Annotated in this window: 11 protein-coding genes and 1 pseudogene; 7 read left to right on the top strand and 5 right to left on the bottom strand. The window is 65.7% G+C overall.

Features of this window, described 5'->3' with window-relative positions; all coding sequences use genetic code 11:
* Positions 1-190: pseudogene (locus tag Mlute_RS15865) on the top strand (Ig family protein); the annotation flags it as partial.
* Here Mlute_RS15865 and Mlute_RS11565 read toward each other — a convergent pair.
* Positions 187-972, bottom strand: a complete 786-nt coding sequence (locus tag Mlute_RS11565; RefSeq protein ID WP_119360793.1) for an ABC transporter permease — start codon at positions 970-972, stop codon at positions 187-189. The pseudogene Mlute_RS15865 and the gene Mlute_RS11565 overlap by 4 nt on opposite strands.
* Before the next feature lie 65 nt (positions 973-1,037).
* Here Mlute_RS11565 and opgC point away from each other — a divergent pair, with 65 nt between their 5' ends.
* Positions 1,038-2,162, top strand: a complete 1,125-nt coding sequence (opgC, locus tag Mlute_RS11570; RefSeq protein WP_119360794.1) for an OpgC domain-containing protein — start codon at positions 1,038-1,040, stop codon at positions 2,160-2,162.
* Here opgC and nrdR read toward each other — a convergent pair.
* From nrdR to Mlute_RS11585, 3 genes are read right to left on the bottom strand one after another with little or no spacing between them, the layout of a single operon-like run.
* On the bottom strand, positions 2,125-2,637 hold the full coding sequence (gene nrdR, locus Mlute_RS11575; RefSeq protein WP_119360795.1) for a transcriptional regulator NrdR: 513 nt from the start codon (positions 2,635-2,637) through the stop codon (positions 2,125-2,127). The two genes, opgC and nrdR, sit on opposite strands and share 38 nt — an antisense overlap.
* Before the next feature lie 6 nt (positions 2,638-2,643).
* A complete protein-coding gene (locus Mlute_RS11580) occupies positions 2,644-3,363 on the bottom strand; it encodes an SDR family NAD(P)-dependent oxidoreductase (RefSeq protein ID WP_119360796.1) in 720 nt (239 codons plus the stop codon).
* A gap of 54 nt (positions 3,364-3,417) precedes the next feature.
* Complete coding sequence (locus Mlute_RS11585) at positions 3,418-6,090, bottom strand: HD domain-containing phosphohydrolase (RefSeq protein ID WP_119360797.1); 2,673 nt, start codon at positions 6,088-6,090, stop codon at positions 3,418-3,420.
* Between the two features lie 104 nt (positions 6,091-6,194).
* On the opposite strand from Mlute_RS11585, the gene Mlute_RS11590 reads away from it, so the two are divergent.
* Entirely contained in the window at positions 6,195-6,971 is a 777-nt protein-coding gene (locus Mlute_RS11590) for an inositol monophosphatase family protein (protein WP_119360798.1), read from the top strand.
* Positions 6,972-6,977: 6 nt separating this feature from the next.
* Here Mlute_RS11590 and hrpB read toward each other — a convergent pair whose 3' ends face one another.
* Positions 6,978-9,455: an ATP-dependent helicase HrpB gene (hrpB, locus tag Mlute_RS11595; RefSeq protein WP_182482554.1), complete on the bottom strand. Its 2,478-nt coding sequence runs from the start codon at positions 9,453-9,455 to the stop codon at positions 6,978-6,980.
* 44 nt (positions 9,456-9,499) lie between these two features.
* On the opposite strand from hrpB, the gene Mlute_RS11600 reads away from it, so the two are divergent.
* From Mlute_RS11600 to Mlute_RS11620, 4 genes are all read left to right on the top strand, one after another.
* On the top strand, positions 9,500-9,703 hold the full coding sequence (locus Mlute_RS11600) for a hypothetical protein (protein ID WP_119360799.1): 204 nt from the start codon (positions 9,500-9,502) through the stop codon (positions 9,701-9,703).
* Between the two features lie 360 nt (positions 9,704-10,063).
* Entirely contained in the window at positions 10,064-10,645 is a 582-nt protein-coding gene (locus Mlute_RS11605; protein ID WP_063843357.1) for a hypothetical protein, read from the top strand.
* A gap of 264 nt (positions 10,646-10,909) precedes the next feature.
* Positions 10,910-11,368, top strand: a complete 459-nt coding sequence (locus tag Mlute_RS11615) for a DUF3072 domain-containing protein (RefSeq protein WP_245958950.1) — start codon at positions 10,910-10,912, stop codon at positions 11,366-11,368.
* The coding region (locus Mlute_RS11620; protein WP_147371077.1) for a bifunctional DNA primase/polymerase at positions 11,361-11,842 on the top strand (482 nt) is incomplete at its 3' end. The genes Mlute_RS11615 and Mlute_RS11620, both read left to right, overlap by 8 nt.

Raw genomic sequence — 11,842 nt, forward strand, 5'->3', positions numbered from 1 at the left:
GGCCCCTGCTCCCGCCCAGACCCCATCCCCTCCCAGCGCCCCTGCACAGCGGCTGGAGGGCGACCTCAACGGGGATGGGTTGGTTGACCAGAAGGACCTCGAGCTGCTGCGCTCTTCGTACGCCTGGGCCAGCGTGGGCGGGTCCTCCAACCCCGCCCCTGGTCCTGGGGATTCTGGGGAGGGCAATTAGGCCCCCATGCCGGAGAACTGCTTCAAGCCTTTCCGCCAAAGCCAGCGATTGACGATCCAGAGCACCGCGAACCAGGCGCCCAGCACCGCGAACCCCTGAAGTACCCCTCCGGAGACCGGCAGGCCCGCGATGAGCGAGGCGGGGAAGTAGACCAGGTAGGGAAAAGGGGTCAGAAGGGCCAGATTCCGCACCGCCTCGGGGAAGACCGAGAGAGGCGCGATGAGCCCTGAGAGAAAGATGTAGGCCACAAACCACAGCTCCTCTATCGCCGCGCCCCGCTCTGTCCAGAAGCAGAGCAGGGCGAAGGTGTACTGCATCAGGAAGCGCAGTAGAAACGCGGCCACTGAAGCTGCCAGCCCCAGCAGCAGCCCTTCTGCCTCTGGCACGAACCGGGCTTGCGGGTAGACGAGCAAAAACACCCCCACAATGAGAAGGCCAAAGGGTAGCCGGGTCAGGCGCTCGCTCAGGTGCTGCGCCAAGTAGTCCCAGCCGGGGTCTAGGGGCTTGAGCAGCTTAAACGAGAGCCGCCCTTGTACCACGTCCTCCTGGAACTCCCAAATCACCCAGATAATGGTGAGCTGCCGCACCAGGAAGACGCATAGAAAATAGCGGGCGAACTCCGCGGCCGAAAGGGCAAAATCGCCCCCTTCCGCGGCCTTGGTCCAGACCCCCATCAGGATTAAGGGCAGCACGGTCGCAAGGGCCCAAAGGAGCACCTCGGCTCGGTATTCCAGAAAGTAGGCGTACCAGACGGAAAGGAGGGTGCGAAACCTGCGGAGCATAGGTGCGCTGCGAGCCCGTCATTTGACCCAGGGTAGGGGGCCGGCGGGTCTATGCTGGTCAGTATATGCTGCTTCGGCCATCGTTCTGGGTGTATCAAGACCAAGGCGGGCGCGACCTTCGCATTGACTGGCTAAGGGGGTTCTGCCTCTTCGCCATGGCCATAGACCATATCGGCGGGGAATCGTTCTTGTACGTCTTCTCGGGCCGGCTAAACTTTTATATCAGCGCCGCGGAGGGGTTTTACTTCATCTCCGGCCTCACCCTGGGTCTGCTGGCCAGCCGCCAGACCTTCCTGCAGTCCGTTGAGCGGGCCCTTTCTAGGCTCCTGGTGCTCTACCGTACCGCGGTCCTAATCGCTTTGGGGTTTTTGGGCCTGAGCCTTTTGGGGCTCAAGGTCTGGTACGACCCTTGGGACAAGCAGCAGAACCTCTTGGAGTTCGTGGCCGGTGTGCTGACCTTGCAAAACGGGTACAACGGCTCGGAGATACTGGGCCTTTACGTGCTCTACCTGCTCTTCACCCCGCTGGCCTTCTGGTTCCTCTACCGCCGGCAGGCCTGGGTGGTGCTGCTGGCAGCGGCCGTGCTCTACGGGCTGAGCCAGGTCTTCCCTCAGGTGGTGGGGGTGCCCATCGCTTCGGTTTTTAAGGCGGCCGCCTGGCAGATTCTCTTCTTCGCCGGCTTGGTCATCGGCTTCCACCGCCCGGCGCTGGCCCGCTTCTGGGCCCAGCGGCCCCATCTGCGCGACAGGCTTGGGGTGGCCGTTCTGGTTGCGGCGGCTTTTCTGGTCCTCGCCCACGCCCGCGGGTGGTTTCCGGGGTTGGACAAGGCCACCTTAGGGCGAGAGCACACCGAGGCTTTGGTCTGGCCGCGGCTTTTGTTGGTGGCCCTCTTCCTGCAGGCTTTTTACATCCTCATCACCTGGTTCTGGCGCCCCTTGAACCGTGCGGTGGGCTGGTTTCTCCTGCCGCTGGGCTCGGCCTCCCTTTGGACCTTTACCTGGCACCTTTTGGTCATGGTGCCCCTATACAACCTCATAGACTACTGGCAGGTCACCCAGAACCCCTGGCTGGGTACCCTGCTACAGCTTCTGGCCTTGGGCACCATCTGGGCGTCCATATGGCTCTACCGTCGCTGGCGGGGTTTGGCAGAGGCTAGACCGTTCCCAGCTTGGCCTCGTCGTCCAGGTTAGCCGGCTCCTCGGTTTCTGAGGCTTTGGGGGCGCTCTGGCCCTCGAGTTTGCGCACCTCCTCGATGAAGTTCTCCAGGCTGTCAAACTCCCGGTAGACCGAGGCGAAGCGGATGTAGGCCACCGGGTCAAGCTCCTTTAGGAAGGCCAGCGAGCGCAGGCCGATTTCCTCGGAGGTGATTTCCATTTCCTTGACGGTATCTTCGAAGCTGAAAGCAAACTCCTGCAGCACAGCCGGGTCAATCGGACGCTTGCGGGCGGCCAGGGTCAGGCCGCGCAACAGCTTGTTGGGGTCAAAGGTTTCCTTGCGCCCTGAGCGCTTGATGACCACCAAAGGCTCCACCTGGGCCCGCTCGTAGGTGGTGAAGCGGCGTTTGCAGGACGGGCACTCCCGGCGGCGCCGGATTACCGAGCCCTCGTCCGAAGGGCGGGAGTCCAGCACCCGGCTATCGGGATATCCGCAGAAGGGGCAGTTCATACCGGTTCAGGGAAGCTCCCTAAGGAGGTCGTATATCTCCGGCTGGTGCGGGGGTTCGGGCAGGAGCACCTCTAGAAGCTGGCCCCGGACCCCCTCGGAGACCATGGAGCCTAGGGCCACCGCTACCCGGACCAAGGAGCGGTCGTACTCCTCGCTCACCGGGTCCCGGCTGGGCACCACCCCGTTGACCCGGACGTTGGTGGGGAAGATGCGGGTGGCCCCCTCAATCAGGCCGGCCACCGCGCCCCGGATGGCCGCCACATGGGGCTGGTCCCGCTGCAGGGGGGGGAGCACCAGGGTGACGAAACCCCCTCCGCTCAGGTAGCGCAGGCCTTGCTGCAAGACGTACAGGCTAGACTTTACGTCGGCGTTCAGGAGGTCGTACCACTCGCTTTCTAGAAGCTCTACAAAAGGGGTTCTGCTCTCGGCGCTGGTGACGTGGACGATGCCGTCCAGCATCCCGAAGAGTTCCTCGATTTTCTCAAAGGTGCTCACCACGTCGAGCACCACCGACATATCTCCTCGGATGGGTATGGCCGTGGCCCCTAGCTGCTCAACCTCTGAGGCCACAGCGGTGGCCATCTCCACGTCGGGGTCCACGGTGATGACGGTGGCTCCATTACGGGCGTAGGAGCGGGCGATAGAGCGCCCGAAGCCCCTGCCGGCCCCGGTGACCATGACGATGCGTTGTTCTAGACCCAGCAAATCCCGTGAAAATTCGGCCATTGGCCCCATCATAGCGCAAAAAACAGCCGGGAGCGTGACCGGAACAACGGAGGCTCAGTCGGCCGCCTGGGAAGCCCGGAGCACCTCCTCCAGGCCTTGGAGCTTGAGGAAGATTTCCACCAACTGGCGGTCTAGGTGCCCGTTTTGGGCGCTGCGCCACAGCTCCTGGACGGCTTGCAGGGTGGGCAGGGCGGGCTTGTAAGGGCGTTCTGAGCAGAGGGCGTCAAAGACGTCGCAAACCGCGAAGATGCGGGCCAAGAGGGGTATCTGCTCACCTGAAAGGCCGTCGGGGTAGCCGCGGCCGTCCCAGCGTTCGTGGTGATGGCGGACCACCTGCCGGGCCCCCTTCGGGACAAAAGGAAGATGCCGCACCAGGTCATCACCGAGCTGGACGTGGGTCTTCATGGTGCTGAACTCTTCGGGGGTGAGCTTGCCGGGTTTGAGCAGGATGCTGTCGGGAATGACGAGTTTGCCCACGTCGTGCAGGTAGGCCCCCCAGCGCAGGTCGCGCAGCTCGCCCTCGCTCAGCCCCAAAGCCCGCCCCAGGGCCTCGGCCATGGCCGCCACCCGGTCGGTGTGGCCCGCGGTTTCCCGGTCTCGGGCTTCCAGGGCCAGCCCGATGGCCCTGAGCGCCCCCTCGTAGGCAGCCTCGAGCTGCCGGGTGCGCTCCAGCCGTAAGAGGAGGGCCCCCAACATCTGGGTAGCCCCCTGCAGGAGGCGCTCCTCCGAGGGGCTCCAGCCGGGGCTTGGCTCGAGCCGGAAAAGGGCCAGCCCGGCCTCCAGCTCGGGCTCCTGCACCACCCGCCTCAGGTAGAGCCCCCGGAGGCCTACCTGGGCATGGGCCTGGAAGTGGGGATGGTTCAGCGTGTCCCCCACCTGGACCACCTCCCCCGAAAAGACCCGCTGGACCAGGGGGTGGTCCCGGGGTACGGGCTCCCCCAGCCGCTCCTGTACCTCTGGGGCCAGACGGCCCTCCAGGGCCCGCATGCGAAAGACCTCCCCCTCGCGCACCCAAAGGCCCGCCGCGTCGGCGTGGGCCAGCCGCCGAATCTCCCCCAGGGCCCGGGGCAAGGAGGCGTCGTTTTTCCCCAGCATCTGCGAGAGCTCCAGCAGGGCGGTTTTCTCGGCGACCTCGGCCTTCAGGCTCTCGCTGGCCTGCACCCGCTCCAGGGTGTTGGCGGCGATGTTGCCAATCACCTGCATGAGGCGCAGGTCCCGCTCGGTATAGGAGGCCACCCCGTTGCGGGCCGAGAGCAGGGCCCCCAGCGGCTCCCCCTTGGAGCTGATGAGGGGCACCGCTATCTCCGAGCAGGGGGGCCGGGGTTGTTTGAAGCGCCCGAAGGCCCGGGGGTCTTGGTGGGCCGAGTGGCTCCAGATGGGGGCGCGGGCCTCCACCGCGGCCCAGCTAAAGCCCCGTCCTTTGGGAATCCGCCAGTCCCGTCCCTCGAGGAAAAACCCGGCCGCCGCGTAGCAGCGCATGTGCTCACCATCTGGCTCAATGAGGAGCAGGGCGGCGTGTTCGGATTTCATCAGGCGGATGGTCTCGTGCACCAGCCGCTTGGTGATCTCGCGGATGCCGCTTAGGCCCCGCAGGGCCGCACTCAGGGCTTCTATGACCTCAAACTCCCGGATGCGGGCCTCGAGCTCGGCCTGCTGGCGACGCCCGGCCAGCAGCACCGTGATCTGTAGGGCGTACTGGCGGGCCACCTCCACCGACTGCTCGTTGAAGGCCCGGTCGCGAAAGGCGTCCAGGTTGATCTCGGCCACCACCTCGCCCCCCAGCAGGATGGGCATGCACAGGTTGGAGCGGATCTGGCGGATGCGGCCTTGCTGGCTGGCGGAGTCCAGCCGGTGGGTTAGCGCCTGGTTGGGGAGGTGGGAGGAGAGGACGCGCTGGATGTCAGTGTGGTTGGCAATTCGGGGCTGCCCCCTGCGCCAGGCCTCCGGGTCGCCGTGCCAGGCCATGGCCTCCTCCTCGTGGCTTTGCACCCCAAGAATCCCCTCACCAAACCCCGTTTGGGCCACAAAGACGAAGTATTTGCCCTGGCGAAGCCGGATGCTGCCGGCCTGGGCCCCCGGCACCACCCGTACCGCCGACTCCAAAATCCTGGGCCAGAGTTCCTCCCCTGGCCGCTCCACCAGGGCTTCCATGGTCTGCAGCAAGGTGGCATAGGCCCTCTGCAGGGGGTGGTTGGCGGGGAGGGGTGGGACGCGCTCGAGGTACCCCCAGAGCAGCGCCCCGCTTGCCAGGGCTTGCAAGAGGAGGCTGGGAAGGGCCGTCCAGCCAGCCAGAAGAGCTGCGTCTAGAAAGACTGCGGCCCCCAAGCCCCCCGCTAGGGCCAGAAGGCGGTTGCGCGGGGCCAAGCGGGTGTAGGCCCCGCGGGCGGCCCACCCTGCCAAAAGCAGGGCCAGGCCGTGAAGCCCTGTGTAGACCGCCCCTTTGGGCAGGAAGGAGGGCCACAGGAGGTGCGGCCCTAAGGCGAGCAGGTGAATCAGCAGCAGGCCCAGCAGGGTGCTTCGCCAGCGCCGCTCGTTGTCCAGCGCTGCCAAGGCCAGCAACCCCGACTGCAAGCAGAGGGTCAGGCCTAAGGAAGGCCCCCGGGCGCTTAGCGCCAACAGGCTGAGGGCCGAGACCAGCATGACCCAGGGCACCAGGCTCCAGCGCTCCCGCCCCCAGTGGGCCGCGAGCAACAGGAGGGTGCACAGGATGGCGAAACCGGCCTCCACAGCAACCCCAGGTTAGCCAAGGGAGGCTCTCATGGTTCGTTATTTGCACCGAGCCCCGCCGCTTTGCGTTACGCGAAGGGAGCATCACCGATAAAATCCAGGGCATGGACCTTCACCGTTACCTACAGACCGCCCTCGAGGCGGCCTTCTTGGCCCAGGGCATCCACCAGTACTACCAGGCCAAGGGCTTTACCCAAAGCAGCAAGTCCACCCCCACCGACCTGGTGACCCAGGCCGACCAGGAAACCGAGGCGGCCATCCGAGAACTCATCACCAGCCGCTTCCCCGACCATGTGGTGCTGGGGGAGGAACAGGGGCAGGACAGGGAAGGGGCCTTCCGCTGGATTGTGGACCCGCTGGACGGGACCGTAAACTATGCCCACGGATTTCCTTTCTACGCGGTGAGCATCGGGCTCGAGGCCCAGGGCGAGGTGGTGCTGGGGGTGGTCCTCGACACCGCCCGGGGCGACCTCTTCACCGCCACCAAGGGTGGGGGGGCCTACCTCAACGGGAGGCCCATCCGGGTCTCCGAGCGCCGGGAGCTCCTGGGGAGCCTGCTGGCCACCGGCTTCTCTTACGACGTGCACAAAGACCCCGAAAACGTAACCTACTTCCAGCGGGCCTTGGCCAAGGGGCTGATGGTGCGCCGACCGGGGGCCGCGGCCCTGGACCTGGCCTATGTGGCCGCCGGACGGCTGGACGGCTTCTGGGAGGTCAAGCTGAACCCCTGGGATGTGGCCGCGGGCTGGCGGATTTTGCTGGAGGCAGGGGGGCAGGTGACCGGCTTGGAAGGGGAGGCCTATCGGCTGGGGCAGCGCTACCTGGTGGCCACCAACGGCCTCATCCACCAAGAGCTGCTGGACACCCTGCATGGCCGCTGAGGACCCTCAGCGGGGCTTGGGCCCGCGGGTGGGTTCGGCCCGCCAGGGGTCTTCCGGCCAGGGGTGCTTTGGATAGCGGCCCCGCAGCTCCTTGCGCAGCTCGGGGTAGGTGGTGTTCCAAAAGCTCCTCAGATCCTGGGTAACCTGGACAGGGCGCCGGGCAGGGGAGAGGAGGTGGAGCATGACCGGGGTGCGCCCCTCGTTGACGCGGGGGGTGTCGGCCTGGCCAAACATCTCCTGGAGCCGCACCGCCAGAACCGGCGGGCTTCCGTCGGGGGAGTAGATGAGGCGGAGGCATGAGCCGCTGGGTACCTGTAGGTGGGTGGGGGCCAGCGTCTCCAGCCGGCTGGCGAGCGGCCAGGGAAGAAGCGCCTCTAGGGCCTCGCGCAGGGGGAGGCGGCCAAAGTCTTCCCGGCGGCGCACCGGAAGGAGCCAAGGAAGGAGCCAGCCTTCCAGGTTTTCCAAAAGCCAGGTGTCCGACACCTCGGGCCAACCCTCCTCGGGCCGCCAGCGGCGGAGGCTTTCCACCCGGGCCTGCCACTGCCGTAGCCCTTCCGTCCAGGGCAAAAGCCCCAGCCCCTCGCGCCTCAACACCCGACAGAGCAACGGCCCTTTTTGCTCCAAGGAGGGGGAGAAAGGCTCGCGGGCCAGAACCAGTACCCCCACCCGCTGCTGTCGTTCGGCGATGAGCTCGCCCTGCCGCTCGTCCCACTCCAGCACTTCCACGGTCTTCCCTAAGGGCTCCACCGCCTCGGGACTCACCTCTGCGGCTAGAAAGACGCGCCCTTCCTCTGCTCCGGCGTCCAGGTGGGCCACCGCCAACCAAGGGGCCCCCTCTAAGGGGTCATCCGGCGGCAGGCGCACCCCCCGCCCGCTTGCCAGCCGGTAGCGCGACCGCTCCCCCGGGCGGAGCTGGGCCAGCCGGTCGGGGTAGGCCAGGGCCAGGAGGCGGCCTATGGCCCGGGGCGCGGGGATGGCGTTGGAGGGGGGTACCCCCAGGCGGGCCCGCCACTGTCGGCTGAGCCGCTCCACCCGCTCCAGTATGCCCGCCTCGGCCCCGGGGGGTGCTTGGCCAGTCTGACGCCACCTCCGAAGGGTTTCTAGGCGCAAGGAAAGGTCTGCGCCAGCCCCTTGTAACGGGTCGCGTTCCTCCAAGAGTGCGGCCAGGTCTGCCGCTAGGGCCCCCTCCCCCAGGGTGGCCCCCTCCACCAGGAGGCAGGCCAGGCGGGGATGGGTGGGCCACTCGAGCAGGGCCCGGCCCCGCTCCGTGAGGCGGCCGCCCTCCAAGGCCCCGAGGGCTGAGAGCAGCTCCTGGGCCTGCCGCACCGCTCCCACAGGGGGCGGAGTGAGCCAGTCCAGTGCGCAGATGTCCTGAACACCCCACCCGGCCAGCTCGAGCGCCAAAGGGGCCAGGTCGGCCTCCAGAATCTCCGGTCTGCGTTCGGGCAGAAGCTGGGCAAAGGTAGCGGCGCTGTAGAGTCGGTAGCAGACCCCAGGCCCAAGCCGCCCGGCCCTTCCGGCCCGCTGCTCGGCTACATCGCGGGTTACCCGCACCGTTTCCAACCGGGTCAGGCCGCTTTTGGCGTCAAAGCGGGGGAGCCTCGAGTACCCCGGGTCCACCACCACCCGGATGCCCTCAATGGTCAGGCTGGTCTCGGCAATGGAGGTGGCGAGCACCACCTTGCGCCGCAAAGGGTCAGGCAGGATGGCCTCCTGTTGGGCCGCCAGGGGTAGGTCGCCATAGAGGGGGGTGATCCTAACCTCAGGGTGCCGCCCAGCGAGGAGCCTTTGTGCTTGGCGGATGTCCGCCACCCCGGGCAGGAAGACCAGCACATCCCCCTCCTCCTCCCGCAGCGCCCGGCTTACCCCTGCGGCCACCACCCCGCCCAGGGGGCCCTGGGGGTCTGAGGCCAGGTAGCGGACCTCCACCGGGTAGGCCCGGCCCTCCACCCGCACCACCGGTGCCCCTAGAAACCGCCCGAGCCCTTCTGCGTCTAGCGTGGCCGACATCACCAGTAAGCGCAGGTCTTCTCTCAGGGCCTGTACCTCGCGGCAGAGCAGAAGCCCCAGGTCGGTCTGTAGGCTGCGCTCGTGGAACTCGTCGAAGATGACCAGCCCCACGTCTTCCAGGAGGGGGTCTTGCTGCAGCCGACGGGTCAGGAGCCCCTCGGTGAGTACCTCGAGCCGGGTCTTGGGCCCCACCCGGCTCTCGAAGCGCACCCGGTAGCCCACCGTTTCCCCCACCGCCTCTTTCAGTAAAGCGGCCATGCGGGCGGCGATGTTGCGGGCCGCCAGGCGGCGGGGCTCGAGCATCCAGACCCTCTTACCCTCTAGCCAGGGCTCCTCGAGCAGGGCGAGGGGCAGCACGGTGCTTTTCCCCGCCCCAGGAGGAGCCTGCAGCACCAGCGTGGACTCCTCCCGCAGGGCTGCCCGGACGGCGGGCAAGGCGGCGTGGATGGGCAGGGAAGCATCGGCGATGTTCATTTCGCACACCCCCAGGGCCGCAAAGCGGCTACCCTAAGAGCAGTATGCCAGGGTTTGTGTGGGTTATCCTGGCCCTCTTAGCGGCCTTGCTCTCGGCTCGAGCGGTGCTGAGGCCGGACATGTGGCGTACCGAAACCCCCGCTTTGGCCGAAGTTCTAGGAGCTTGGGCCATTTTGACAGTGGTGACCGTGGTGGGGCTGGCAGGGCTCTGGGAGCTGGTTATTCAGCTCGGTGCGTTGGCCCGTTGAGGGGACTAAAAAAGGCCCACCGTGGGTCTGACAAAAAGGCCCGGTCGGCGGGGGTCCAAAGACTGCGTTTGTGGTGCCAAGGGGCGGAATCGAACCGCCGACACTGCGATTTTCAGTTGCCTTCTGGCATTACGGCTGCTTACGCCTACCTTCGGATTATCCCGTTCTTATCGGAAATATCACGCTGAGGGATTAGGTTACATTCGGCTGCTTACGGTTGGATAAACCGTAAATAAACCGTAGTAAAACCGTAGTACCTGGATGTATCCTGATGGATAAGAAAACCCCGACCTGGTGAGGCCGGGTGCACTTTGGCGCTGTGCACTTCTATCTTACCGGGTCGAGGCCGGAAGGTAGAGGATGGCCGATCTGTACACACACCCCAAGCAATCTGATTTTCTCAAATCTCGTTACCTGTGGGAACTCTGGAAGGCCCTGCTCGAGCACGCGCCTACAGTGATAGCCTTCCTTCGGGAGCATGGCCCTGAAGACTGGCTCGCTCGCTACAGCCTGCCCGATGGACTTCTACCGTTTGCACAGGACTACCACTCTGACCCTGATGGGTATGTTTTGATGGGGTGGGATTGGGGGGATAGCCCTCCCAGAACTACCCGCCTGGTTTGGTTCTTTGAACCCTTCCCTGACTACGACCCGGCAACAATGCCCGCCGGAAGATGGCGAGAACGAGCGATAGCCTGGCTGGATGCCTATATTCAAACTGTGGAAGATGCCTACAGAGAAGCGGGATGGCAGAAGACCAGGGTCAAATATAACCCCCAGCACTTCGTTTGGCTGGCCCTGAAGCTCGAGGGCCTTAGCTACAAGCAAATAGCTGAGAAGTTGGAGCTCAAAGCGGATGACACCGCCGTGAGGATGGCAGTAATGCGTCTGGGTGAGCAGCTAGGGGTGAACATTTGCATTCATCTCAAATGTTCTAGCTAACAAAGCCCTGACCACCACACCATGCGGGATGTATGGAAAACATCCCGCATCTTTCGACTCTTTCTGAGGTTCACAGGCTCATTGGCTATGACCGGGTAGGGCGTGATGTCCTGTATGCCGTTGCGCGTCGGTATGGCGTGAAGTTGGGCAAAAGGTACTTGTTTCCCCGCCGGGTGGTTGAAGCCCTGCTCGAAGGCCGCTTGGATGAGCTCGAGCCCAACAAGAACCCCGCCGGGGCTGGCGGGGAGCGGTAGGGGGTGGGCTGTGGGAATCCCTAACGACATTCTACACGCCCGGCTGGCCTTCCTCTCGCACTTCCCCCACAACCAGCGGGCCACCGCCACTAACTTTCTGCTCCAAGCCATCCGCGCCGGCTGCAACGAGCCTAACCAGGTGGTGGGGTATGCCCTCGAAACGGCGTGCCGCCGTTGCCACCTCGAGGCCGCGCAAACCCTGCTGCTGCTCTCCGAACTGGACTTTGAGGCCCTGCTCGCCGGGGCACGCTGGGCGCTGTGGTGGGAGTCGCTGCCCCCGGCTGAGAAGCACCGCATCCGGGCTGAGCGAGAAGATGAGGCGATAACGCAATGGCGGGCAAAACAGCCCCCGACTGCGCGGCAACTACGCTACCTTCACAGCCTGGGCTACCGTGGCCCGACACCCGCTAATCGGCTCGAGGCTTCCCGGCTGATTGACGAGCTTGTGAAGGGGGTGAGCCGTGTCTAACCCCCTACAAGCCGCCCTCGAGTACGCCCGGCTGGGGTATGCGGTGCTGCCCCTGCTGCCCGGTGAGAAGCGCCCGCACAGCCGGTTGGCCCCTAACGGGTTGAAGAATGCCACTCACGACCCCGAGGCGCTGCGCCGCTGGTGGCAGGCTGTGCCCACCGCCGGGGTGGGTATCCTGCCCCCCGAGCAGGTGTTGGTGCTGGACTTCGACGACCCCCAGGCCTGGGCCAGGCTGCGGGCTGAATACCCCGAGCTAGCCGAGGCCCCCCGGCAACGAACCCCCAAGGGCGGGGTGCATGTCTTCCTGAAGCTGCCTAAAAGTCTGATAGGAAGCCTCACCACCACCGCCCGGAAGCTGCCGGGGCTGGACTTGCGCGGAATGGGCAAGGCGTATCTGGCGTGTAGCCCTACTCAGCTACCGAACGGAAGCTACCACTGGGAAGTACCCCTGCTGCCCCCGGCTGAACTGCCCCT

Origin of the sequence: Meiothermus luteus (genome assembly GCF_003574085.1) — a bacterium.
Taxonomy (GTDB): domain Bacteria; phylum Deinococcota; class Deinococci; order Deinococcales; family Thermaceae; genus Meiothermus; species Meiothermus luteus.

Coding starts and splice junctions, on each gene's coding strand:
- Mlute_RS11565 (WP_119360793.1), bottom strand. CDS start 972: ATGCTCCGCAGGTTTCGCACCCTCCTTTCCGTCTGGTACGCCTACTTT.
- opgC (WP_119360794.1), top strand. CDS start 1,038: ATGCTGCTTCGGCCATCGTTCTGGGTGTATCAAGACCAAGGCGGGCGC.
- nrdR (WP_119360795.1), bottom strand. CDS start 2,637: ATGAACTGCCCCTTCTGCGGATATCCCGATAGCCGGGTGCTGGACTCC.
- Mlute_RS11580 (WP_119360796.1), bottom strand. CDS start 3,363: ATGGCCGAATTTTCACGGGATTTGCTGGGTCTAGAACAACGCATCGTC.
- Mlute_RS11590 (WP_119360798.1), top strand. CDS start 6,195: ATGGACCTTCACCGTTACCTACAGACCGCCCTCGAGGCGGCCTTCTTG.
- hrpB (WP_182482554.1), bottom strand. CDS start 9,455: ATGAACATCGCCGATGCTTCCCTGCCCATCCACGCCGCCTTGCCCGCC.
- Mlute_RS11600 (WP_119360799.1), top strand. CDS start 9,500: ATGCCAGGGTTTGTGTGGGTTATCCTGGCCCTCTTAGCGGCCTTGCTC.
- Mlute_RS11605 (WP_063843357.1), top strand. CDS start 10,064: ATGGCCGATCTGTACACACACCCCAAGCAATCTGATTTTCTCAAATCT.